This window comes from Limimonas halophila, assembly GCF_900100655.1.
GTDB lineage: Bacteria > Pseudomonadota > Alphaproteobacteria > Kiloniellales > Rhodovibrionaceae > Limimonas > Limimonas halophila.
The window spans coordinates 629362-653550 of record NZ_FNCE01000001.1; the positions used below are offsets into that span (position 1 = coordinate 629362).

21 protein-coding genes are annotated in these 24189 nt (G+C 71.0%); 8 read left to right on the top strand and 13 right to left on the bottom strand.

All coding sequences use genetic code 11. The annotated features are described in order from the left end of the window. Positions 1-180 precede the first annotated feature (180 nt). Complete coding sequence (locus BLQ43_RS02905) at positions 181-513, top strand: non-heme iron oxygenase ferredoxin subunit (protein ID WP_090018598.1); 333 nt, start codon at positions 181-183, stop codon at positions 511-513. Positions 514-520: 7 nt separating this feature from the next. Beyond that, a complete protein-coding gene (locus tag BLQ43_RS02910; RefSeq protein ID WP_090018599.1) occupies positions 521-1747 on the top strand; it encodes an NAD(P)/FAD-dependent oxidoreductase in 1227 nt (408 codons plus the stop codon). A 21-nt stretch (positions 1748-1768) separates the two neighbouring features. Here BLQ43_RS02910 and BLQ43_RS02915 read toward each other — a convergent pair whose 3' ends face one another. From BLQ43_RS02915 to folE, 3 genes are all read right to left on the bottom strand, one after another. After that, the gene (locus BLQ43_RS02915; RefSeq protein ID WP_090018600.1) at positions 1769-4483 is read right to left on the bottom strand and encodes a bifunctional acetate--CoA ligase family protein/GNAT family N-acetyltransferase; all 2715 of its coding nucleotides are present in this window, start codon (positions 4481-4483) and stop codon (positions 1769-1771) included. Between the two features lie 111 nt (positions 4484-4594). After that, positions 4595-5212 carry an exopolysaccharide biosynthesis protein gene (locus tag BLQ43_RS02920; RefSeq protein WP_176758486.1) on the bottom strand — a complete coding sequence of 206 codons (618 nt, stop codon included), beginning with the start codon at positions 5210-5212 and terminating at the stop codon, positions 4595-4597. A 108-nt stretch (positions 5213-5320) separates the two neighbouring features. Continuing rightward, on the bottom strand, positions 5321-5959 hold the full coding sequence (folE, locus tag BLQ43_RS02925) for a GTP cyclohydrolase I (protein WP_245659420.1): 639 nt from the start codon (positions 5957-5959) through the stop codon (positions 5321-5323). A 129-nt stretch (positions 5960-6088) separates the two neighbouring features. Here folE and BLQ43_RS02930 point away from each other — a divergent pair, with 129 nt between their 5' ends. Next, a complete protein-coding gene (locus BLQ43_RS02930; RefSeq protein WP_090018602.1) occupies positions 6089-6658 on the top strand; it encodes a nicotinamidase in 570 nt (189 codons plus the stop codon). A 6-nt stretch (positions 6659-6664) separates the two neighbouring features. Here the strand turns inward: BLQ43_RS02930 and BLQ43_RS02935 are convergent, their stop codons facing one another. Genes BLQ43_RS02935 through BLQ43_RS02945 form a run of 3 tightly spaced genes read right to left on the bottom strand, consistent with a single transcriptional unit; the run spans position 6665 to position 11511 of the window. Then, entirely contained in the window at positions 6665-9283 is a 2619-nt protein-coding gene (locus tag BLQ43_RS02935; RefSeq protein ID WP_090018603.1) for an AMP-binding protein, read from the bottom strand. 3 nt (positions 9284-9286) lie between these two features. Then, the gene (locus tag BLQ43_RS02940; protein WP_090018604.1) at positions 9287-10057 is read right to left on the bottom strand and encodes a slipin family protein; all 771 of its coding nucleotides are present in this window, start codon (positions 10055-10057) and stop codon (positions 9287-9289) included. Continuing rightward, positions 10039-11511, bottom strand: coding sequence for an NfeD family protein (locus BLQ43_RS02945; protein WP_090018605.1), 1473 nt, complete (start codon positions 11509-11511; stop codon positions 10039-10041). The genes BLQ43_RS02940 and BLQ43_RS02945 overlap by 19 nt, the downstream gene beginning before the upstream one ends. A 181-nt stretch (positions 11512-11692) precedes the next feature. On the opposite strand from BLQ43_RS02945, the gene BLQ43_RS02950 reads away from it, so the two are divergent. After that, positions 11693-12124, top strand: coding sequence for a CBS domain-containing protein (locus tag BLQ43_RS02950; RefSeq protein WP_090018606.1), 432 nt, complete (start codon positions 11693-11695; stop codon positions 12122-12124). 7 nt (positions 12125-12131) lie between these two features. Here the strand turns inward: BLQ43_RS02950 and BLQ43_RS02955 are convergent, their stop codons facing one another. From BLQ43_RS02955 to BLQ43_RS02985, 7 genes are read right to left on the bottom strand one after another with little or no spacing between them, the layout of a single operon-like run. Then, complete coding sequence (locus BLQ43_RS02955; protein ID WP_176758487.1) at positions 12132-12749, bottom strand: ABC-type transport auxiliary lipoprotein family protein; 618 nt, start codon at positions 12747-12749, stop codon at positions 12132-12134. Positions 12750-12751: 2 nt separating this feature from the next. Continuing rightward, positions 12752-13807, bottom strand: a complete 1056-nt coding sequence (locus BLQ43_RS02960; RefSeq protein ID WP_090018608.1) for an MlaD family protein — start codon at positions 13805-13807, stop codon at positions 12752-12754. 39 nt (positions 13808-13846) lie between these two features. Beyond that, a complete protein-coding gene (locus BLQ43_RS02965; RefSeq protein ID WP_090018609.1) occupies positions 13847-14680 on the bottom strand; it encodes an ABC transporter ATP-binding protein in 834 nt (277 codons plus the stop codon). 4 nt (positions 14681-14684) lie between these two features. Continuing rightward, on the bottom strand, positions 14685-15497 hold the full coding sequence (locus BLQ43_RS02970) for an MlaE family ABC transporter permease (protein WP_218119095.1): 813 nt from the start codon (positions 15495-15497) through the stop codon (positions 14685-14687). Beyond that, entirely contained in the window at positions 15494-15847 is a 354-nt protein-coding gene (locus BLQ43_RS02975; RefSeq protein ID WP_218119096.1) for an STAS domain-containing protein, read from the bottom strand. Before BLQ43_RS02975 ends, BLQ43_RS02970 begins: the two co-directional genes overlap by 4 nt. Beyond that, positions 15847-16281, bottom strand: coding sequence for an ATP-binding protein (locus tag BLQ43_RS14520; protein WP_176758488.1), 435 nt, complete (start codon positions 16279-16281; stop codon positions 15847-15849). The genes BLQ43_RS02975 and BLQ43_RS14520 overlap by 1 nt, the downstream gene beginning before the upstream one ends. Next, positions 16278-17558, bottom strand: coding sequence for a PP2C family protein-serine/threonine phosphatase (locus BLQ43_RS02985; RefSeq protein ID WP_090018611.1), 1281 nt, complete (start codon positions 17556-17558; stop codon positions 16278-16280). The genes BLQ43_RS14520 and BLQ43_RS02985 overlap by 4 nt, the downstream gene beginning before the upstream one ends. Positions 17559-17692: 134 nt before the next feature. Here BLQ43_RS02985 and BLQ43_RS02990 point away from each other — a divergent pair, with 134 nt between their 5' ends. From BLQ43_RS02990 to BLQ43_RS03005, 4 genes are all read left to right on the top strand, one after another. Beyond that, positions 17693-19726, top strand: a complete 2034-nt coding sequence (locus BLQ43_RS02990) for a heme lyase CcmF/NrfE family subunit (protein WP_090018612.1) — start codon at positions 17693-17695, stop codon at positions 19724-19726. Between the two features lie 4 nt (positions 19727-19730). After that, a complete protein-coding gene (locus tag BLQ43_RS02995) occupies positions 19731-20231 on the top strand; it encodes a cytochrome c-type biogenesis protein (protein WP_090018613.1) in 501 nt (166 codons plus the stop codon). Then, complete coding sequence (gene ccmI / locus BLQ43_RS03000; protein WP_090018614.1) at positions 20231-21643, top strand: c-type cytochrome biogenesis protein CcmI; 1413 nt, start codon at positions 20231-20233, stop codon at positions 21641-21643. Before BLQ43_RS02995 ends, ccmI begins: the two co-directional genes overlap by 1 nt. 275 nt (positions 21644-21918) lie before the next feature. Then, on the top strand, positions 21919-24189 hold a 2271-nt coding region (locus tag BLQ43_RS03005), incomplete at its 3' end, for a methyl-accepting chemotaxis protein (protein WP_176758489.1).

The following is a 24189-nucleotide window of genomic DNA, read 5'->3' on the forward strand; positions in this document are numbered from 1 at the left end:
CAAGCCGCGCGCTGCCGGGGCCGGCCCATGCCGTGCGGGCGCGCGCCGGCCAAGGAACCGTAGCAGGTCGGATGTCGTGTGCTCGCGCATGGCCGACATGGTTTTCGCATGCTACATGGCTCGGCGGTCGTGCGGCCAGCGCGCGGCTGACGGATGGTTCCAGACGGGAGAGACAACGCAATGACCGACGAGCAGAACGTCACTTGGCACGCCGTGATCACAGCGAGCGAGCTGGAAGAGGATGAGCCCGAGCACGTGAAGATCGGGGACACCCCCGTCTGCATCGTCCGCCTGGAAGATGGCATCTACGCCATCAACGACATCTGCACCCATGAGTTCGCCCTGCTGTCCGAGGGTTTCGTCGAGGACGAAGAGGTCGAGTGCCCGCTTCATCAGGCGCGCTTCAACGTCAAGACCGGCGCGTGCACGGCGCTGCCGGCGAAGGAGGACGTGCCCACCTATCGCGTGAAGGTCGAGGGCGATCAGGTCTACGTCGGCATGCCCGCGAGCTGAGGCGCGCATGGCGGACGATCGCACCATCGTCGTCGTGGGCGGCGGCCAGGCCGGAGGCCGGGCCGCGGAAGCCGCCTGCGCGGCCGGCTGGTCCGGCCGCGTTCTCGTGCTCGCCGGCGAGCCGCGCCGCCCCTACGAACGCCCGCCGCTGTCCAAGGCGGTGCTGACCGGCAAGGCGGGCCTGGAGGTCACGGATCTCGATCTCGGCGAAGCCGCCGAGCGCGTGGAGGTCCGCACCGGCGTGCGCGTGACCGGCATCGACCGCACCGCGCGCACGCTGACCACGGCCCACGGCGAAACGATCGGGTACGACGGCCTCGTGCTGGCGACGGGCTCGCGCCCGCGCACGCTCAGCCTTCCGGGTGCCGATCTGCCCGGCATCCAGACCTTCCGCGACGCGGACGACGCGCTGGCGCTGCGGGAGTCCGTCGTGGCCGGCGAGCGCATCGTCGTGATCGGCGGCGGCTACATCGGCATGGAGATCGCCGCCTCGGCGCGCGCCTGCGAATGCCCGGTGACCGTGCTGGAGGCCGCGCCCACCGTCATGGCGCGCCAGGTGGTGCGCGGTGTGGGCGACTGGTTCGTCGAGCTGCACCGCCGCCACGGCGCGGACGTCGTGCTGGGCGCCAAGGTCGCCGGGTTTGAGGGCGAGCAGCGGGTGACGGGTGTGCGCTTGGACGACGGCACCGTCTATCCGGCGGACCGTGTCGTCGTCGGCGTCGGCATCGCGCCCAACGTGGAGCTGGCCGACGCCGCCGGGCTGACGGTGGACGACGGCATCGTCGTCGACGAACACGCCATGACCGAGGACCCGGCCATCGCGGCGGCGGGGGACTGCACCAGCCACCCCAATCCGCTGCTCGGCCGCCGCATCCGCCTGGAATCCTGGCAGAACGCGGAGTACCAGGGGCGCGCGGCGGGCGCCACGCTGGCGGGCGAACTGACGCGCCACGCGCAGCTGCCGTGGTTCTGGAGCGACCAGCACGGCGTCAACCTGCAAATGGTGGGCCTGCCGGAGCACTGGGACCGCGAGATCTGGCGCGGTACGCCCGACGACGGGCCGTGCATCGTCTTCCTCATGCAGGACGGTTACGTCGTCGGCGCCCAGGCCATCGACAACGGCAAGGACATCGCCGTGGCCCGCCGCATGATCGAGCGCGACGCGAAGCCCGACCCGGACGCGCTGGCCGACCCCGCGGCCTCGCTCAAGAAGGTGCTCAAGGCCGCGAGTTGACGCGCCGCGCGCTGCCGGTCGTTACGCCTTGTTCAGCGGCAGGCGCACACGCGTGATCTGCGGGTCGTCCGGCGTGCGGTGCTTCTCGAAGCCGAGGTCTTCGCAGATCTGGAGCATGCGGCGGTTCTCGGTGAGCACATCGCCCACGATCTCGCCCGTGCCGCGCTCCCTGGCGTAGGCGATGATCCGGTCCATGAGCATGCGGCCCAGGCCGCGGCCCTTGATGTCCGAGCGCACCTCGACGGCGTACTCGCCCACGCGGTTGTCCGGGTCGCAGTCGATGCGCACGACCCCCCAGATCTCTTCGGTGTTGCGGCCGGGGGCGTTGCGACCGGGGGCGTTGCGGCCGGGCAGGGCGACGAAGGCCATCGCCCGGTCGTAGTCGATCTGGGTCAGCCGGGCGGCGAAGTGGTGGCGCAGTTCGCGCATCTGCGTGAAGTAGCGCATGCGCACGTCTTCGCCCGACAGCTTGTGGAAGAAGTCCTGAAGCGCCGGTTCGTCCTCCGGGCGGATGGGGCGCAGGAAGATCTCGCTTCCGTCCGGCGCGGTGACGGTCTGCTCCAGCTCGCGCGGGTAGGGGCGGATCGCCAAGCGTGGCGTTTCGGTTTGGGGTGGTTGCTGGACCTTGATGCGCGCGTCCAGCGCCACGACGCCGTCCGGCCCGGCCAGCAGCGGGTTGATGTCCACCTCGGCGATCTCCGGGCGGTCGGCGACCAGCTGCGACAGCTCGATCAGTGCCAGCGCCACGGCGTCCACGTCGGCGGCGGGCTGGCCGCGATAGCCGGCGAGCAGGCGGCTGACCCGCGTGTCCGCGATGGTGCGCCGGGCCAGCGGCATGTTCAGCGGCGGCAGCGCCAGGCTCTGGTCGCGCAGCACCTCCACCGCCGTGCCGCCCTGGCCGAAGAGAATGACGGGGCCGAAGATGTTGTCCGTGGTCGCGCCCAGAATGAGTTCGTGGGCGTCGGCCCGCCGCGCCATGCGCTGAACCGTCATGCCGTCGACGGTGGCGTCGGGTCGCCGCTTGGCGACACGCCCCAGCATGCGCTCCGCCGCATCGCGCACGGCCTGCTCGGAGTCCAGCTCCAGCTCGACCCCGCCGACCTCGCTCTTGTGCGTGATGTCGGGGGACTGGATCTTCAGCGCCACGGGGAAGCCCAGCTCATTGGCGGAGGTGGCCGCTTCTTCGGCATCGCGGGCCAGCCGCGTGTCGACAATGGGGATGCCGTAGGCCTGGAGGGCGCGCTTGGAATCGCCCTCCGACATCCAGGTGAGGCCGGCCTCCAGGGCGCTGTCGATGAGCTGTTTGGCGCGTTCGGTGTCGGGCTCGAAGTCGTGCGGCGTGGACGCCGGCGTCTCCATCAACTCGTCCTGGCTGCGCCGGTAGTTCACCAGGTGCATGAAGCCGCGCACGGCGTTTTCGGGCGTCGTGTAGCTGGGGATGCGGTGCTCGGCGAAGATCTTGCGCGCCGTCCGCGCCGCGCCTTCGCCCAGCCAGGAGGTGAACACCGGCTTGCGCGGATTGTCGCCCACGGTGTCGGCCGTGGCGCGCGCGGCGTCGGTCGGGTCCGCCACGGCGACGGGCGTGTTCAGCACCAGCACGGCATCGGTGTTGGCGTCCACCATCAGGGTTTCCAGCGCCGTGGCGTAGCGGCTGCCGGGCGCGTCGCCGATGATGTCCACGGGATTGCCGTGCGACCAGACGGGCGGCAGCACCTCGTTCAGGGCCGCGATGGTGTCGTCCGAAAGTTCGGCCAGGTGCCCGCCGCTGCCGGCGACGGCGTCGGTCGCCAGCACGCCCAGGCCGCCGCCGTTGGTGAGGATCGCCATGCGGTCGCCGCGCACGCGCGGCGCGTTGGACAGTGTCTCCGCCGCGTCGAACAGCTCGTCCATGTCGCCCACGCGCAGCATGCCGGCGCGGCGGAAGGCGGCCTCGTAGACCGCATCCGAACCCGCCAGCGCGCCGGTGTGCGAGCTGGCGGCCTTCGCCCCGGCGGCGTAGCGCCCGGCCTTGATGACGATGATGGGCTTGGTGCGCGCCGTCGCGCGGGCGGCCGACATGAACTTGCGCGCTTCGGTGATGCTCTCGACGTAGAGCAGAATGGCGCGCGTGTTGGGGTCGCTGCCCAGGTAGTCGAGGACGTCGCCAAAGTCGACGTCGATCATGTTGCCGAGCGCGGTGATGTGGGAGAAGCCGATGTCGCGCGGCGTCGCCCAGTCCAGCACGGCCGTCGCCATCGCCCCGGACTGCGCCACGAAGGCCAGATCGCCCGTCATCGGCGAGAGGTGCGCGAAGCTGGCGTTGAGGCCCCGGTCGGGGCGCAGGACGCCGATGCAGTTCGGCCCCACCACGCGCAGGGTGTAGGGGCGCGCCGCGTCCAGCACGGCCTGGCGGCGGGCCTGACCCGTTTCGTCGCCGCCCTCGCCGAAGCCGGCGGTGATGACCACGGCCGCCCGCGTGCCGTTGGCGCCCAGTTCCGCGACGATGTCCGCGACGGTGTCCGGCGGCGTCGCGATCACGGCCAGGTCGGGCGCGAAGGGCAGCTCGCTGACCGAGCCGTAGGTCAGCACGCCCTCGATCGACTGGTGCTTGGGGTGCACCGGCAGGATCGGGCCGTCGAAGCCGGTGTGGAAGAGGTTGCGCGCCAGCACCTTGCCCACGGTGTTGGCCTTGCGCGAGGCGCCGATCACGGCGATCGACTGCGGTGCGAAGAGGGCGTCGAGGTTGCGGACGCTCATCGCGTCCTCCCGGAATTGTGCCACGAAACGGGGCGAGCGTGCCGCACCGCGAAGGCCGGCACCTTGACCGCGATCAAGCGGTTTGCTCGCCCATTTGTGCACCGCAACACGTCACGCCGCAACCGCCTTGCCGACCTCGACCAGCCCCGCGAGCACGCCGACGAAGACGCCCACCGCCGCCATGCCGACCAGCACGCCCGCGATGACCACCAGTCCGTCGCGTTCCAGCAGCCCCGCTGCGATCAGGATAAGCGAGATCGCCGGCAGCCAGCCGCTGAAGGGCAGGGGAAACACCGAGATCAGCGAAATGGCGAAGGCGAAAACGCCGACGAAGCGCACCCCCGCCGACGACCAGACCGCGGCCAGGCGCGGCTGCACCAGGATCTCGATGGCGCGCAGGATGGGGATGAGCTTGCGACAGGTGGCGAGCACGCGCTCGCGCGGGAACACGCGGTTGAGCAGCCAGCGCGGCAGCCACAGCGTGCCGCGCCCGAAGGCCATCTGCACCGTCACCAGCACGGCCGGCACGGCGACGATGTTGGACAGCCCCAGCGGCGTCGGCAGCAGTTGCGGCGCGGCCAGCACCAGCAGCGCCGAGGCCAGGCCCCGCTCCCCCAGGGCCGCGAGCACGTCCACCAGCCGCACACGCGAGTCCGTGAAGATGTCCGGAAACGCGGCGACGAGGTCGGCCGTCGTGGGCGTGAGCGGGTAGAGCCAGTGATGGGCCACGTCCAACCTCCGGCGCGGGCGCTGCCACCGTGCGGCGCACGGGCGCGACCAGCATGTGGCGCCGGGGGTGGTGGTGGCGTCAAGCCCGATCGGCCAGCGGGCCGCGGCTCAGCCGCCGGTGAGGCCCGTGACGGCCTGGAACTGCCGCCGCGTCGCTTGGTCGCTGCGGAAGCTGCCGAGCATGCGGCTGGTGACCACGTCGCTGGTGTCCTGCGCGGCCGGGCGGACGCCGGTGCCGTGGTGCCGCGCGCGCAGGACCACGGCGACGCCGTGGGGCTGGAGCACCGCCTGGATGGTGTCGGCGATCTCGACGGTCAGGCGCTCCTGGTGCTGGAGGCGGCGGGCCAGGATGTCCACCACGCGCGCCAGCTTGCTCACGCCCACGACGCGGCGCTGCGGGATGTAGCCGATGTGCGCCGTGCCCACGATGGGCAGCATGTCGTCGGCGCTGTGGCTGACGAAGGTCACGCCGTTGAGGACGATCATCTCGTCGTAGCCGTCGGTTTCGGCGAAGGTGCGTTCCAGAAACGCCGTCGGGTCCTCGCCGTAGCCGCCGAAGAGCGTGCGGAAGGCGTCCAGCACGCGCGGGGCCGTGCGCGCATCGGGCGCGCCGCCCAGATGGCTCAGCAGGGTGTGCACCGCCGCCTCGGCCTCGCCTTCGTCCGGTTGCCCGCCGTTCGCGGACCCTGCGTCCCGCGGAGCCATCGCCGCCCCCATGCCCGTTTCGTCGCGTGCCCCGTACCACATACGTCAAGGACTCCGGCCTGGATGCCGTGGGCGTGTCCATCCCCGTTTCAGCGAATGCGTGGCGTGCGCGCGGGCGCGCTCCCACATTCAGGGAAACATTCTCTTCCGGTGAGACGCGGAGGTGAGCCCATGACCGCAGACCCGCACCGCGACCTGACCCAGGGCGACGCCGTCGTCGCCGTCGACGTGCAGAACGATTTCTGCCCCGGCGGCGCGCTTGAGGTGCCCGAGGGCGACCGGGTCGTGGACACGCTCAACACCTGGATGGCGGCGGCGCGCGACGCCGGCGCGCACGTCTACGCCTCGCGCGACTGGCACCCGCGCGACCACATCAGCTTTCAGCCCCAGGGCGGGCCGTGGCCGGTGCACTGCGTGCAGGACACCACGGGCGCCGCCTTTCATCCCTATCTGCGCCTGCCCGAGGACACCATCGTCGTCACCAAGGGCACGCGCTTCGACAAGGATCAGTACAGCGCCTTCGACGAAACCGGCTTCGCCGAGGAGCTGAAGCGCCACGGCATCGAGCGCCTGTGGATCGGCGGCCTGGCCGAGGATGTCTGCGTGCGCGCCACCGCGCTCGACGCCGCGAAGCACGGCTTCACCGTCCACGTCCTCACCGAAGCCACGCGTGCCATCAGCGCCGAGAGCCGCGAGAAGACCGAGGCCGAGCTGAAGGACGCGGGCGTGCTGGTGTTGTAACGCGGTCTACCCGCGCTCGCCCGGCAACAGCGCCGCCACGCGCTCCCGCAGGGCCGTGGCCAGGGCGTCCGGGTCGCGGCTGCCGGCCTCGGCGGCGAGCGTGGCGGCTGATACCGGCTCGCCGAAGCGCACGGTGACGGCCGTGGGCTTGGGCAACCGCGCGCCGCGCGGCATGGCGGCGAAGGTGCCCAAAATCGCGCACGGGACGACCGGGATGTCGCGGTCCTGAAGCAGCCGGCCCACGCCGGGCCGGAAGGGCTGGAGCCGGCCGTCGGGCGAGCGCCATTCCTCCGGGAACCAGACCAGGATGCGGTTTTGGTTCAGCGCCGCCTCCGCGGCGGCGAGGCTGGCGCCGGGCGCGCGGTCGTCCACCGGGAAGAGGCCGGCCAGCCGCGCCGCCGTGCGGCGCAGGCGCGTGCCGAAGAGGCGGTCGCGATCCGCGCCCCAGGCCAGGTGCCCGCGAAGCCGCCCCGGCAGCGCGGCGGTGAAGACGAAGGCGTCCAGATCGCTGACATGGTTGGGCGCCAGGATCGCCGGCCCCGATGCCGGCAGCCGCTCCGGGCCCTCGACGCGCAGCCGGAACAGCCCGCCGCACAGTGCTTTCAACGTGCCGTGCGCCAGGGCCGCGGCGATGCGTTCCCCGCGCGATTGCGGGTGTAGCCAGCGCTCGGCCTCCCGCGCGGCCTCGCGGCGCCGGCCGCCCTCCCGCGCGGGCGCGGCGTCGCGCACGGTTTGCAACAGCTCGCGCACGGTCACGGCCTGGGCCACGGCTTCCTCGGACAGTGCGACGCCGAACTTTTCCTCCAGCTCGAAGCCCATTTCGACCCAGGCGAGGGAGTCCACGCCCAGGTCGAGTTGCGGGCTGGTGTTCAGGCCCACGCTGTGGTTGGGAAAGCGCGCGTCCAGCCAGTCGAACACCCGCTTCACCGTCGGCTCGGCGAGCAGCGCCCGGTCGGCGTCGCTGGTGGGCTCGGTGGCGGCCGTGCGCTCGCCGCGCTGGGCGCGCGCCAGGATGGGCGGCAGCAGGTGGCGGCGGTACTTGCCCAGGTGCGTGCGCGGCAGTTCCTCGCGCGTGATCGCCCAGTCGCTCAGCCGCTCGTGCGGCGGCAGCTTGGCGCCCAGTTCCTGCAGGGACACACGGATGACGTCGCCGATGTTGGCGCCCGCGCCCGGCACGGCGGTCAGGTCCGGCACGATCAGGCCCACGAGCCGCCCGTCGTCCTCCAGCACGGCGATTTCGTGGATGTAGGGGCTCTGCGCGTAGACCCGCTCGACCGTTTCGGGCGCGATGTTCTTGCCGTCGGGCAGGACGATCATCTCCTTCGCCCGCCCGACGATGTGCAGGTAGCCGTCGGCGTCGAAGCGGCCCAGATCGCCGGTGCGGAAGGCGCCTTCCGCGTCGAAGGCCTCGGCGTTGGCGTCGGGGCGGTTCAAATAGCCCGGAAAGACGTTGGGCCCCTGGATGCGGACCTCGCCCGTGCCCTCGGCGTCCGGCCCGGCGATGGTGACGCGCACGCCGGGCGCGGGCAGGCCGGCGCTGCCAAGGCGCGCGCGGCCGGGCGGGTTGAAGGTGGAGATCGAGGCCGTCTCCACCAGCCCGTAGCCGGAGAGCACCATCCAGCCGAAGCCTTCCAGCGTCCACGCCGTGTCGGCGTCGAGTTTGGCCCCGCCCGAGGCCATGAGCCGCAGCTTTGGCGCCAGGCGCTTGTGCAGCGGCCACAGCAGCGTCCGCCCCCAGCGCACCCCGAACCGCCGCCGCAGCGAGGCCGACAGGCGCAGCACGCGGTAGAGCACGCGCTCGCTTGCGCCGCCCTCGCGCAGGCGCTGCGTCAGGCCGTTCGCCAGCGCCTGATACAGCCGCGGCACACCCACGACGATCGCCACCTCGCCCTCGCTGAGCGCGCGCCGGATCTCCGGGCCGCTGACGTCGCGGGGCAGCACGATCGTCGCGCCCGTGACCAGCGGCATCAGCATGCCGACGATGAAGGGGTAGGAGTGGTGGAGCGGGAGCGGCAGCAGCACGCGGTCGCCCGCCCCCAAGAGGTTCTGGGCGAGCAGGGCGTCCAGGTTGCTGGTGATGTTGCGGTGGGTCAGCGGCACGCCCTTGGGCCGCCCGGTGGTGCCCGAGGTGTAGAAGAGCGTCGCGGTGTCGTCGCCGCTCGGGTCGGGCAGGGGCGGCGGCTCGCCGTCCAGGTTCGAGATGGCCCGCGGGTCGTCCGGCGCGGCGTCGAACAGCCAGACCGGCGTGTCCGCGGCGCCGGCCGCGGCCAGCATGTCCAGGTGCCCGCGCACCGTCAGGATGGCGCGCGCTTGCGCGTCCGCGAGCTGGTGGCCGAGCTGCTCGGCTGTCAGGTCGTTGTCCAGGGAGACGGCGACCGCCCCCGCCAGCAGAACCGCGATGCGGGCCGCGATCCAGTCCGGGCTGTTGGGCGCGTGGATGCCCACGTAGTGCCCCGGCGCGATGCCGTGCGCCCGCAGGCCGCCGGCGATGCGCCCGGCCCTGTGCGCTAGCTCCGCGTAAGTAACGGTGGCCGCGCCCTCGGCCCCGAACGCCAGGATCGCGGGGCGGTCGCCGCCCGCCGCCAGATGGCCGAGGCGCGCTTGCAGCGTGGCCGTGTCGCTCATGCCCTACCGCGCGGAGGAGCCGCCGAAGCCGCTGGTCAGGCCCTTGATGAACTCCATGGGGAAGGGGAAGACGATCGTGGAGGTCTTGTCGCCCGCGATGTCCTGCAGCGAGGAGAGGTAGCGCAGCTGCATGGCGTTGGGCTGCTCGCCCAGCTTTTCCGCGGCCTCCACCAGCTTTTGCGCGGCCTGCTGTTCGCCCTCGGCGTTGATGACGCGGGCGCGGCGCTCGCGCTCGGCCTCGGCCTGCTTGGCGATGGCGCGGATCATGGAGTCGTCCAGGTCGACGTGCTTGATCTCCACGTTGGCGACCTTGATGCCCCACTTGTCCGTCTGTGCGTCCAGGATTTCCTGAATGTCGCGGTTGAGCTTGTCGCGCTCGGACAGCATCTCGTCCAGTTCGTGCTTGCCGAGCACGGAGCGCAGGGTGGTCTGCGCCAGCTCGCTGGTGGCGCGCTGGAAGTTCTCCACCTCGATGATGGCGTTGCGCGGCTCGATGACGCGGAAGTAAATGACCGCGTTCACCTTCACCGAGACGTTGTCCTGGCTGATGACGTCCTGGCTGGGCACGTCCTGGGTGATCGTGCGCAGATCCACGCGCACCATCTGCTGGATGACGGGGATGATGATCAGAAAGCCCGGTCCCTTCACCCCGGTGAACCGGCCGAGCGTGAAGACCACGCCGCGCTCGTACTCGCGCAGGATGTTGATGGCGGAGGCGAGGAAGGCGATCACCAGCGCGGCGATCACCGCAAAGATCACGACGTTGGTTGCCATGGCGCTTCTCCGGGCTGTTGCGTGGGCGGGGCCGGTTCGACCGTGAGGGTGAGGCCCTCGGCCGCCGTGACGCGGACCTGTTGGCCCGCTTCGAGGTCGGCGGGGCCGCGCGCGTTCCAGTACTCCCCCGAGATCACGACACGCCCGTGCCCGGCGGACCATTCGTCCACCCGGGCGAGCGTGCCCACGATCGTTTCGCGGCCCGTCGCCAAGGGGCGCGTCTGGGCGCGGGCGAGGTAGCCGATCAGCAGCACGAGGATGAGGCCGGTCGTCGCGGTGACCCCCGCGACCGTCCAGTAGGACAGCTCGAAGTAGGGCGAGTCCGTCTCGAACAGCATCGTGGCGCCGAGCGCGAACGCGGCGATCCCGCCCAGGCCGAGCGCGCCGAACGAGGGCGCGAAGGCTTCGCCCACCATGAAGGCGATGCCGACCAGGATGAGCGCCAGCCCCGCGTAGCTCACCGGCAGGACGTTGAGCGCGTAGAGCCCGATCAGCAGGCAGATCACGCCCAGCACGCCGGGCACGATGGCGCCGGGGTTCGACAGCTCGAAGATCAGGCCGTAGACGCCCACCATCATGAAGATGAAGGCCACGTTCGGGTCCGTGATCGTGGCGAGCAGCTTGTCCCGCCAGTCCATCGGCTTTTCCGTGACCTGCGCGTCCTTTGTGGCCAGCGTCACGTCCTGCTTGCCCACCTCGATCGTTCGGCCGTCGATCTTGGCGAGCAGGTCCGCGACGTCCGTGGCGAGCAGGTCCGCGACGTTCTGCTCCACGGCCTTGTCGGAGGTCAGCGTCGCCGCCTCGCGCACGGCCTTTTCGCCCCAGTCCGCGTTTCGCCCACGCAGGTCCGCCAGGGCGCGGATGTAGGCCACGGCGTCGTTGACCGCCTTGGCGCGCTTGGCGTCGCCGTCGCTCGGGGCGGTCTCGTCCGTCTGCTCGCCCTCCTCGCCCTGCTGGCCGTCCTCCTTCGCGGGGTCTTCCCCGTTCCCGCCGCCGGGGTTCTCGCCGCCACCGCCGCCGGGCATGGGCGAGGAACCGCCGCCCATCTGGACGGGCGTGGCCGCGCCGAGCGTGGTTCCCGGCGCCATCGCCGCGACGTGGCTGGCGTAGAGGATGTAGGTTCCGGCGCTAGCCGCGCGTGCCCCGCGCGGTGCCACGTAGGTCGCAACCGGAATGGGGGCGGCCAGGATCTTGTCGATGATGGACCGCATGCTGGTGCTGAGCCCGCCCGGCGTGTTCAGCCGCAGCACCACGATGCTGGCCCCGTTTTCGGCGGCCTCGTCGATGCCGTCGCGGATGTAGCCGGCGGAGGCCGGGCCGATCGGGCCGTCGACGGTGAGGACCGTGGCGCGCGGCGGCGGGTCGGCGCCGGACGCGGAGTCCTCGGCCGCAGGCACCGCCTGCAGCGCCAGACCGGCCAGAAGAGCGACGACCCAGAGCGCGCGAAACCACATACGGGAATCGTATAGAGCGCGGCGACGGCGGGTAAACCGCACCTGTCCGAAGGACCCGCCGGATTCCCCGGCATTCCGGGCTTGCGCGGTGGTGGCTCACCCGTTCGGGGTACTCGCGGCCCGCGCGCGGGCGTGGCATCTTGTCGGAAGGTCCCGTTCCCGGGACAAGGGAGGTGCGCCGATGCGGGTTCACGACATCCTGGAGCGAAAGGGCCGCCACGTAACCACCGTGGCGCCGGAGACGTCCGTGCTGGAGGTGGCGGGTATCCTGCGCCGCCAAGGCATCGGGGCGGTGGTGGTCGCCGCGCCGGATGGGCGCATCGCCGGCATCCTGTCCGAGCGCGACCTCGTGCACGCGCTGGGCGACGACGGCGCGGCGCTGAGCGGCCGGACCGCGCGCGAGCTGATGACCGAGCGCGTCACCACCTGCTCGCCGCGCGACGACGTGAACGACGTCCTGCGCACGATGACCGAGGGGCGCTTCCGCCACGTCCCCGTCGTCGAGGACGGGGCGCTCAGCGCCATCGTCTCCATCGGCGACATCGTGAAGGCGCGCATCGAGGATCTGGAGCACGAAAAGAACGCGCTGCACAGCTACGTTCTGGGCGGGTGATCCGCAGTCATTCGCGCCGTTGGGCGCGGACGGCCTCGGCCAGATCGTCCAGAAAACGCCCGGTGATCCGGGTGAGAGCCTTTTGTGCGGCCTCGACCGCGGCGCCGACGTCCGTCGAGCCGACCGCCTCGCGTGCGCTGTAGGTTCCCACGTGCAGCGTGGTCCGGTCGCGGGCGCGCACGACTGCCAGGTCCACCCCCACGGTCACGGCCGAGTCCGCCCCGGCGCGGTGGTGGCGCAATTCCAGCAGCCGGCCGGTGATGCGGTAGCGGGCGTCGCTGCGCGTCTCCGGCGTGATGACGCGTTCGGCGGCGCCCGACTGCCGCAGGGCGGTGACGACGGCGTCACGCACCTGGACTGTCGGGGGCTCCAGCCAGTAGTGATAGCTGTACTGCTGTAGCGCCGGCCCGCCGCCGTCGGCGTAGAGGATGGCCTGATCCCCCGTCAGCCCGGCGGCGGCGAGGTTCGTAACTTCCACCGTTCCTGCCAGAAGCGGCTGGCCGTAGCGCCGGCCCGCGTCCCCGATCGTGAGCGGATAGTAGCGGTCGTAGGGGGCCGGGTCCGCCACGCAGCCGCCCAGCCCCAGGACCGCGGCCAGCGCGAGAAGGGTGAACCGCGCGCGCATCGTCATCGCTCGGCCCCCGGCCCCTCGCGGCCCCGCAACAGCAGGGAGGGGTCGCGGCGGATCTGGCGGGTGAACTCGTTCATGTTCCGGCTGGTGCCTTCCAGGTTGTTGGTGATCGCGTCGATGTGGCGGGCGATCGTGTCCAGGGTGTGCTGGAGATCGCGCACACTCGACCGCACGGCATCGCCGTTCGCCTCCACCTGGTCGTTGAGGTTGGTCGCCAGGGTGTTGAGCTCGGCCTGCGTCGCGCGAAGCTCGCTGGCCAAGGTGGTAAAGCGCGCCGAGAAGGTCCGAAGGTTGGCCAGGCTCCGGCGGATGCGCTCGCGGTTTTCGCCGCTGAGCACGTCGGCGTTCAGCTTCTCGCTGGCGGCGGCGAGGTCGTCCAGCCCGCGCGTGACGTCGCCGGACGTCTCCGCGTCCAGCATCTCGCGGTTCATGCGCCGGGAGAGCGCGCGCAGCTCGCGGGCGATCGCGGGCCCGTCCTCGGCCAGCGCCCGTGTCGCGGTTTTCAGGTTTTCCGCGATCCGGGGCGCGTTGCCCTCGGTGGCGGTGCTCAGCGCCCTGGCGGCCCCCCGCACCCGGCTCAGCAGCGGTTCCAGCCCGCCCGCGCTGAGCTGGTTGATCTGCGAGGCGACGTTGGAGACGGCCGTGAAGAGGTCGGCGGACGCGCCGGGCTCGATGCGCGCCCCCGGCGGCAGGGTCTCCCCGGCGTCGCCGCCCCGGATCTGGATGTTCACCCCGCCGAGCAGGCTGGATGTGGCGATCGTCGCCGTGCTGTCGCGGGGGATGGGAAAGTCCCTCTCCAGCGCCATCTCCACGCGGAAGCGGATCCGGCCCGCCCGCTTGCGCGGCTCGATCGCCGTAACCTCGCCGATGCGGTAGCCCTGGAACTGCACGGCCGTCCCGGCGCGCACACCGCCCACGTTGTCGTATTCCGTGAAGTAGGTTTCCCGGGGCGTCGTGCTGCCGCTGAGCACGGCGAAGAAGGCCACGAACGCCGCGACCACGATCACGACGAACAGCCCGACGGCGATGTAATTGATGCGGTTGCTGCGCATGCGGGGCGGGTATCCTGGGGCTGGCCGCGTCGCGCCGGCTTACAGGAGGTCGCCGGTGAGCCGTTCCAGATAGGCGTCCGGGTCGATCTCGGGCACCTGGACGCGGCGGTTCAGCAGATCCTGCACGCGCCGGTCCGGGCATGCCCGGACGTTGTCGACGGTGTCCACGATCAGCACCTCCCCACGGTCGATGACGCAGATACGGTCCGCAATCGCGAAGGCTGACTCCAGTTCGTGGGTGACGACAACGACCGTCATGCCGAACGCCGCGCGCAGATCCAGGATGAGCCGGTCGATCGCCGAGGCGACGATCGGGTCCAGCCCTGCGGAGGGCTCGTCGCAGAAGAGGATCGAGGGGTCCATCGCGATCGCCCGCGCGAGCGCGGCGCGTTTGGTCATGCCGCCCGAAAGCTGGGCGGGCATGCGCTCTTCCGCGCCGGCGAGGTTCACCACCTCCATCTTCATGCGGACCATGATCCGCATCGTGGCTTCGTCTAGGTCGGTGTGTTCCTGTAAGGGCAGCATGATGTTCTCGCCCACCGTCATGGACGAAAACAGCGCGCCGCCCTGGAAGGCGACGCCCATGCGGCAGCGCAGCTTGGTCAAGTCCGGCTGCGAAAGCTCCGCGATGTCGTTGTCGAGGATCCGAACCGTGCCCGAGGTGGGCGGCAGCAGGCCGAGCAGGTGGTAGAGCAGCGTCGACTTGCCGCTGCCCGAAGCGCCCATGATCACCATGACCTCGCCGGGGCGCACGCTCAGGCTCACGTCGTTGAGCACGCGCATCTCGCCGTAGTGCGTGGTCAGGTGCTCCACCGAGATGACGGGGGCGTCCGCAACGGGGAGCGGGGTGGTATGCGGGGCACGGTCCGTCATGGCGTCACCGCGTCAGGATGAAGGCGAACACCATGTCGGTGAAGACGATCACACTGATCGCCTGCACCACCGAGCGCGTGGTTGCGCGGCCGACGCCCTCAGCGCCGCCGGTGACCGAGGCACCGTTCACGACGCCCACGAGCGTGATGAGCACGGCGAAGATCACGCTCTTGCCCAGCCCGTGAAACACGTCGTCCACGCGTGTCGCCAGCAACACCCGGTCGAGGTAGGTCGGCATCGTCATGTCCAGCTCGGCCACGACGAAAAGGCCTGCGCCGGCCACCGCCATCATCTCCGACCAGAAGGTGAGCAGCGGCACCATCACCAGCATTGCCACCAGCGCCGGGCTTACCAGGTAGCGCACGGGGGCGATGCCCATGACCCGTAGCGCGTCGATTTCCTGGCTGATGCGCATCGTGCCGATGCGCGCCGTCAGCGCCGACCCCGAGCGCCCCGCGACCAGCACGGCCGTGATCAGCGGCCCGAACTCGCGGAAGACCGAGAGCGCGATGCCCGTGGTGACGCGCGCCTCCGCCCCGAACGCGCGCAGGGAGTGAATGCCCTGGATCGCGAGCATGATGCCGATCGCCACCGACAGGATGGTGACGATCGGCAGGGCCAGCACGCCGATCTCCATGCCCTGGCGCACGATCTGGCTGACATGGACGGGCTGGCGGCGGAAGGCACCCATCACCAGCCACATCACGCTTTCCGCCAGGAGCGTTGCGGCGTAGCCGATCTCCGCCAGCCGCGCGGCCGTGCCGCGGCCGATGCGTTCCAGCGGACCGGCCGGCGTATCGCTGCTCGGCGTGCTCACGCGTCCTCCCCCGCGGCGGCGGCCACGGTGTCGTAGATCCAGAACACCCGGTCGAGCTGGGCGATGCGCATCACGCGCATCGCGGAGTCCGGAACCGCGGCCAGGCGGAAGCGCTGATCTCGCGTGCGGGCGCGTTGAAAGGCTTCGATCAGGCTGGCGATGCCGGAGGAATCGATGTAGTTCACGCCCGCCATGTCCACGATCACGTGGGCGCCCGCGTTCACGGCCTTGAGCAGCGCGTGCCGCAGGTCGTTGGAGACGTGGAGGTCGATCTCCCCGCGCGGCCGGATCACGGTGTAACCGTGCCGCTGCTCCGTCTGCACGTCGATCTGGCGCCGCATGGCCGGCATCACCCGATCCGTTTCGTCAACCGCAGACAGTTGCCGCCGCCCTCCGCGCGGTCCAGGGATACCTCGTCGACACAGGCGCGGATCACGTGCACACCCAGGCCGCCGGGTTGCATCGTGTCCAGCGGCCGTGGCTCCAGGGCCGCCGGGTCGATCGGCGGCGCGGTGTCGATGATGCAGGCGATCACGTGGTTGTCCCGTTTCCCGAGCGTGACCGTAATCGTCCGCCCGCAGTTGCCGCCGTAGGCGTAGCGGATCACGTTCTGGCACGCCTCGTCGACGGCGCGGATCAGGTCCTCGGCCACGGGCGCCGGGCACCCCAGGCACATGGCGGACTCGTGGACGAAGCCACGCACAAGGTGCAGGTGTGCGGTGTTCGCCGTGATGTGCAGTTCGAACGCGGCATCCCCGGGCTCTGTGGGACCAATCCTGGTCACGTGGAAGCTCCCTCGACCCGCAGCAGGGTCATGTCGTCGCGCGGGCTGGTACCGTCCGGCCGCGCCGCTGTCATGATGCGGTCGACGCAGGCACCCGGTGCAAGGGCGTCGGCTTCGGCGGTGAGCGCGAGATCGAGCACGCGGCCGGCCCCGTGGGGGTCGCTGGATGTCGCCATGGCTTCCGCCACCCCGTCGGAAAACAGGTACAGCCGCCGGCCGGCGAGCGGCACCCCGTCCGCCGCGAGGTCCCTGGTCAGCCTGGGCGCGATGCCGAGCGGCGGGCACTGCGCGGCCAGCGTGCCGATGTGCGTGGGGTCGGGACCGGCGGTGACGAGCAGCCCGCCCTCGTGCCCGGCGTTCGCGACCCGGACCGTGCGCCGGTCCGGCGCCAGGACGCCGCAAATCATCGTGACGAACAACCCGCGCGTGCCGGTTTCGCACACCTCGCCGTTCAGGTCGTGCAGCAGCGCCGCCGGATCGGCCGCCGTCTTGGCGAGGTAGCGAAAGAGGCTGGCGGTCTTGGCCATCAACAGGGCCGCATTCACCCCCTTGCCCGCGACGTCGGCAACCATGAACCAGACGCTGCCATCCTCGCGGCTCACGATGTCGTAACAATCGCCGGAGATTTCGCGCGCGGGGTGGGTGGTGCCGTGGACGGGGAAATCGGCCGTCCGGTCCCCCGGCAGGAAGGCGCGCTGGATGGCGCCGGCCAGCTCGACCTCCCGCTGCAGCCGCTCGCGTTCCACCACCTGGGCCGTCATGCGCGCGTTGATCACGGCAAGCGTGGCGGAGGCGGCGAGCGCTTCCAGCAGCCGGGCGTCCGCGTCGCTGAACTGCCCCGTTTCCGTGGCGGCGTTGACCAGCTCGATCGCGCCCAGGCATTCGTCGCGCACGCTGAGCGGCGCGCACAGAACGGAGCGGGTGGTGAGGCCCGTCGCCTGGTCCACGCGGTCGGAGAAATCGGGGTCCGCGTCGGCGTCGCGCACCAGCTGAGTCGTGCGGTCGCGGACCGTGCGCCCGACGATGCCGCGGTCGGCGGGCAGGGAGGCACCCGTCAGATCCACCGGTCCCACGCACGCGCGGCAGACGAGCGCGGTGCGGGACTCGTCGAAAAGGAAGACGGAGGCCGCCTGCGCGCGCATGGTCGCGGCAATGCGGTCCAGCCCGCGCGCCAGCGTCGTGTCGATGTCGCGCGATTCCGCGAAATCCCGCGACATCGCCGCGATCAGGCCCATGTGATCCAGCGGCGCCTTGGAGATGGGCGGCTCTGCGGTCATGGCGTCCCCGCGCGGTGGCGCGACATGAGCGCGCCCGGTCCTTTTCGTGGCGGGCGCGCTCGGTTACATGACGATTGGGGCGGTGCGTGCACCGCGACGGCGCATCCGGGTGCGGAAAGGTGTGAACGCGGCGTATGACGGTCGAACTCGGGCATTTCGCCCTTATTCTCGCGCTCTGCGTGGCCGCGGTCCAGGCCGTGGTCCCGCTGTGGGGCGCGCAGCGCGGCGTGCCCGCGTTCATGGCGCTCGCCACGCCGGCGGCGTTCGCGCTGCTGGCGCTCGTTGCCGCCGCGTTCGGCGTGCTCATGCACGCCTACGTCGTGAGCGACTTCAGCGTGCAGAACGTCGCGGCGAACTCCCACTCGCTGAAGCCGATGCTCTACAAGGTCACCGGCGTGTGGGGAAACCACGAGGGCTCGATGGTTCTCTGGGTCCTCGTGCTGGCGCTGTTTGGGGCCATCGTCGCCGGCTTCGGGCGCAACCTGCCGCCGGCGCTGAAGGCGCGCACGCTCGCCGTGCAGGCGATGATCGCCTTTGGCTTCCTGCTGTTCACGCTGCTGACCTCCAACCCCTTCGCGCGCCTCACCGACCCGCCCGCCGACGGGAAAGGGCTGAACCCGCTGCTTCAGGACCCCGGGCTCGCCTTCCATCCGCCCATGCTCTACGCGGGCTACGTGGGCTTCTCGATCGTCTTCGCGTTCGCCGTGGCGGCGCTGATCGAGGGGCGCGTGGACGCCGCCTGGGCGCGCTGGGTGCGCCCCTGGACGCTGCTGGCGTGGATTTTTCTCACGGCCGGAATCGCGCTCGGGAGCTGGTGGGCCTATTACGAACTCGGCTGGGGCGGCTGGTGGTTCTGGGACCCGGTGGAGAATGCCTCGCTGCTGCCGTGGCTGACGGGGACGGCGCTGCTGCATTCCGCCATCGTGGTCGAGCGCCGGGACGCCCTGAAGACCTGGACGATCCTGCTGGCGATCCTGACCTTCTCGATGAGCCTGATCGGCACCTTCCTGGTGCGCTCGGGCGTGCTGACCTCGGTACACGCCTTCGCCACCGACCCGGATCGCGGCGTCTTCATCCTGGCGCTGCTGGTGATGGCGATCGGCGGCAGCCTGACGCTCTACGCCTGGCGCGCGCCCACGCTGAAGGGCGGCGGGCTGTTCGCGCCCATCAGCCGCGAGGGCGCGCTCGTTCTCAACAACCTGCTGCTGACGGCCGCCGCCGCGACGGTGTTCCTGGGCACCCTCTATCCGCTGGTGATCCAGGCCGTGGGCGCGGAGAAGGTCTCCGTGGGGCCGCCGTACTTCAACGCCACCTTCATCCCGCTGATGCTGCCGCTGGTGGCGGCGCTCGGCGTGGGGCCGATGCTCGGCTGGAAGCGCGGCGACTTGCCGGGGGTGCTGCAGCGGCTCAAGGTGGCCTTTGCCGTGACCGCCGCCGCGGCCGTGGCCGTCGGCTTCGTGCTGTGGCAACGCGACATCCTGGGCGTGCTCGCGATCGCGCTGGCGGTGTGGCTGGCCGCGGCCGTGGTGACGGAACTCGCCGAACGCTGCGGCGTCACCAAGGGCGGCGGCCCGGCGACGTGGTGGCGGCGCGCCAAGGGCCTGCCGCGCGCCGGCTGGGGCATGAGCCTGGCCCACCTGGGCGTCGCGGTCGCCATCGTGGGCATGGCGGCCTCGACGCTGTGGGAAGCGGAGTACATCGGCCGCGTCGAGCCCGGCCAGACCATCGAGGTCGGCGCCTACAGCTTCACCTTCCACGGCGTGGAGCGGGTGCAGGGCCCCAACTGGACCGAGCAGCGCGGGCGCTTCACCGTCCGCGCCGACGGCGAACGGATCGCGACCCTGACGCCCGGCCGGCGCGAATACGTCGTCAGCGGGCGCACCACCAGCCAAACCGGCATCGCGCCCCGGCCGCTGGGCGACCTCTTCGCCGCCATCCGCGAGCGGCGCGAGGGGACGGGCTACACCGGGCGGCTCTTCTTCAAGCCCATGGTGACCTGGATCTGGATCGGCGCGGGGCTGATGGCCCTCGGCGGGATCGTGTCGCTGAGCGACCGGCGCTTGCGCGTGGGCGCGCCGAAACGCCGCAAGGCCCTTGCGGGGAGCGCCGCGCAGCCCGACCCCAAGGTCACCGAGCCCGCCCTTCGTACGGCGCGGCCGGAGGCCTGAGACGATGCGGCGCGCGCTCGCGACCCTCGTGATGCTCCTGGCGCTGTCGATGAGCCCGGCTGTGCCGGCCACCACGCAGCTCGACACGGCCGCGGAGCGCGAGCGGGCGCGAGAGCTCTTCCAGCAGCTCCGCTGCATGGTGTGCCAGAACGAGCCCATCGCCACCTCCAATGCCGAGCTTGCCAGGGACATGCGGGACCTGGTGCGCGAGCGCGTCGCGGCGGGGGAGAGCAATGCCGAGATCAAGGCCTACCTGACCAAGCGTTACGGCGATTACGTGCTGCTCGATCCCCCGGTGAAGCCGTCCACCTACGCGCTGTGGTACGGGCCGGCGGTGCTACTGCTGATCGGCGCGGCCGGGGTGGTCGTCTACTTCCTGCGCGCCCGGCGGATGCCGGCGGAAACCGGCGGGCTGACGGACGCCGAGCGGGCGCGGCTGGACGCGCTGCTGGCCGATGACACGCCCGACCGGGGCGAAACCGGCCGCGACGATCGGGAGAGCTGATGTTCTGGATCGCCGCCGCCCTGATGACGGCCACGGTTGTCGCGGTGCTGGTGACGCCGCTGGTGCGCGGCGGCCTGCGCCAGCGCCGGGCGGCGGATTACGACCTCGCCGTCTACCGCGACCAGCTCGCCGAGGTGGAGCGCAGCCACGCCGCCGGCCTGCTGGACGACCAGGAAGCCGAGTCCGCGCGCACGGAAATCGGCCGCCGCATTCTGGACGCCGACCGGCGGCGCCAGGGTGGGAACGCGTCCCGGTCCGCGCCGGCGTGGCGGCGCATGGCGGCCGTGGCACTTGCGGTGCTCGTCCCGGCGGCGGCGCTCGGACTCTACCTGGACCTCGGCGCCCCCGGCACGCCGGACCGGCCGCTCGCCGCGCGCGAGGACGTCGGCGGGCAGCGGGGCCTCGCGACGGCGGGCAGCGGAAGCGGCCAGCTCATCGAGACGGCGCGCAAGCTCCAGGCGCGGCTGCGCGAGCGCCCCGAGGACGCCGACGCCTGGCGGCGGCTGGGCGAGGTGCGCATGCGCCGCGAGCGCTACGGCGAGGCGGCGCGGGCGCTCAAACAGGCGCTGGAGGTCGGCGCCGGACCGGCGACGCGTGCGCTCTACGGCGAGGCGCTCGTCATGGCCGAGGGCGGAACCGTGACGGAAGCCGCCCGCGAAGCCTTCGAACGCGCACGGGCCGAGGGCGGCGGCATGCCGCGCGCCGCGTTCTACCTGGGGCTGCACAGCTTCCAGCAGGGCGAACCGCGTGCGGCCCTGGACATCTGGGCGAAGCTCGCCCGCCGCGCCGGGTCGGACGCGCCGTGGCTGGGAAGCGTGAAGGAACAGATGCGCAAGGCGGAAAAGCGCCTCGGCATCGAGCCCGGCAGCACCTTCGCGCGTGTGGCGAACGGAGCGGGGCAGCAACCCGCCGGCCCGACCCGCGAGGAGCTGCAGGCGGCCCGGGAGATGTCGCCGGATCAGCGCCGCGAGATGATCCGCGGCATGGTCGAGCGCCTCGCCACCCGGCTGGACCACAATCCCGATGATCTGGCTGGTTGGAAGCGGCTTGCGCGCTCGTACACCGTACTGGACAAGCCCGCCAAGGCGCGCGACGCCCTGGCGAAGGCGGTCGAACTGGCGCCCGAGGACGTTGATCTCCTGGCGCGCTACGCGCGGGCGTTGCAACGCTCGGGCAAGACCGCCAAGGCCATCGCCGTGTCTCGCCGCATGCTGGAGATCGCCCCCAAGCACCCGCAGGCGCTGTGGTTCGTTGCAATGGAAGCAGCCGCCAGGGGTGAGCGCGAAAAGGCGCGGCGGCTCTTCGACAAAGCGCTGCAACAGCTCCCCGAGGATGCGCCGCAGCTTGCCGATTTGCGCAAGCGGGTGGAACAACTGTTGAAGCCGCACTCCACGCCGAAAAACACGCAGTAAGCGGTGTCCTCATTCAGAGTTCGTGGTGGGACGAGGTGTCAAAACCTTGCGGGGAATTGCGTGCCTTTTCCAGGTGCGCAGCGGGTGGGCGCGATTTCAGACCAGTGCTGATTTTCCGATTTGAAAATATCTTTGTTGCGACTACCTCTTATGGTGATCCTTAATTTTATGTTAATAAATCCATGAACAGCCTGAAACAAGAAACGCGCGATTTGAGCGAGCACAAGCACAAGAAGCGCGCGCAGCGGGGAGATCACGTCAGGGAGGCCCCATCCATGACACCCACCGATCGCGAGGAGCACGCGGATCCGGTAAGCACCGAAAGCAGCGCGGACGCGGATCCGGGCACTCAGGAGTCGACCGCGGCGCCCGCGGCTCGCGCCCGCCGCCGGTTCGGGGTGAAAGCGCGCCTGTTCACGGCCTTCGGCGGCGTGGCCGCCCTGACGCTGGTGGCCAGCGGCGTTGGCTGGGTGGCGTTCAACACCGTCACCGGCGCGGTCGACGAGGTCGCGCAGGAGCACATGCCCCGCATGGCCAGCGCCCTTACGCTGTCGCGGGAAAGCACGGCGCTGACGGCGGCGGCGCCGCGGCTGGCCGGCGCGCAGAGCGGTGAGCAGCGTGAGCAGGCCATGAGCGCGCTGAACACCCGGGTGAAACGCGTGCGCGGCCACCTGGACGAGCTTTCACAGGGTACCGGGGCCGACGGGGCGGTCGAGACGGTGCGCGGCCAGATCGACGCGATGACCACCGCCGTCAGCAACCTGAACGACGCCGTCGCCGAGCGCCTGACGGCGAAGCGGCAGTTGGCCGCCGCGGAATCGAAGGTGGGCGAGCGTCACGAAGCGCTGCTCGAAACGCTCGATCCCAAGATGAAGGCGGCGGAGAAGGCGTTGGTCCAGGGCTCGGCGGACGTCAGCGCCAAGAGCGTGCGCACGATGAACAGCCTCATGAATGAGGACGTTTCGACGCTGCGCTCGGTCCTCGTTGTGCGCGCCGGGGTCAACCGCGTGCTGGAGCAGTTCGCGCGCGTGCCGATGGTCGAAATCCCGGCGAAACTCAATTTCATTCGCAACAACATCAAGGATTCGTTCGATCGCTTCGGCCCCCACATCGAGCGGATTCCGGAGACCGAGTGGACTGCTGGCGCGAAGACGAGGCTGGACCAGATCCGCACTTTCGCGCTCGGCGACCAGGACATCCTGACGCTGCAGCGGAAGGCGCTGGAAGAAGACAGCAAGAGCGCCGCGAGCAAGCTCGACCGCCGCTTGCGCACGGCCCGCAGTGCCCAGGAGTCCATTCAGGAAAAGCTCATCAAGATCGCCGATGCGACCAAGAAGAAGATGACGCAGCGGGCGCAGAGCTATGCGGCCAGCAACGCCGAGCGCATCTCCACCCTGGTCAACGAGGAGATGCAGTACCTGACGACGTATCTGCGCATCCGGGCGTCGGCGAACCGCATCGCTGGACTCCTGGCCACGGGCGGCAATGCGGCCGATCCCAAGGCCATCGACGCCCTGCAAACGCAGTTCCAGGAGGCGCGGAACACGCTGAAGCACAACATCGGCAAGCTCGGCGACCGCGAGAAGGGGAGCACGATCAAGAAGCAGGCCGGTCAGCTTCTGACACTCGGCCAGGGCGACGACAGCGTATTCGCGCTGCGGCGCCAGCAGCTCACGGCTGCCGATGCGGCCACGCAGGCTCTGGACCAGGCCCGATCCGCCGCTTCGGCCATCGAGACACAGGTGAAGCAGGTCGTCGCCGATGCCCGCTCGGCCGTGGATGAAGGCCGGTCCACCGTGAACGCGTCCGTCACCCAGGGCCGCATGTGGCTGGCCGGGATCGCGGTGGCGAGCCTGGTGATCGCGGGGCTGGTGGCGTGGCTCTACGTGGGCCGCAGCTTCGGGCGCCGGCTGGACCGCCTGACGGCGCAGACGCAGCAGGTCGCGGGCGGCGATCTGGAGGCGGAGATCGACACGCGCGGCCACGACGAGATCTCGGAGATGGCGAGCGCGCTGGTGGTCTTCCGCGACGGCATGGCGGAGGCGCAGGAAGCCAACCGCCGTGCCGACGAGGAGCGCGAGCGCGCGGCCGAAGAGCGCCGCCGGGCGATGCACGAGCTGGCCGACCGCTTCGAGAACGAGGTCGGCAGCATCATCGAGCGCGTGGGCGCGGCGGGCGCCCAGCTCGACGGCACCGCCAACACGATGAGCTCGGTCGCCCAGGACGCCAAGAGCAAGGCCGGCAACGTCGCGGAGGCGGCGGAGCGCGCCTCGGGCAACGTGCAGACCGTGGCCTCGGCCTCGCAGGAGCTGACGCAGTCGATCCGCGAGGTCTCGGACCGCATCAGCCAGTCCTCGGAAACGGCGCGCGAGGCCAGCGGCGAGGCCGACAAGGCCACCCAGCAGGTGCAATCATTGGCGCAGGCGGCGGACCAGATCGGCGACGTCATCCAGCAGATTCAGGACATCGCGGAGAAGACCAACCTGCTCGCCCTCAACGCCACGATCGAGGCGGCGCGCGCCGGCGAGGCGGGCAAGGGCTTCGCC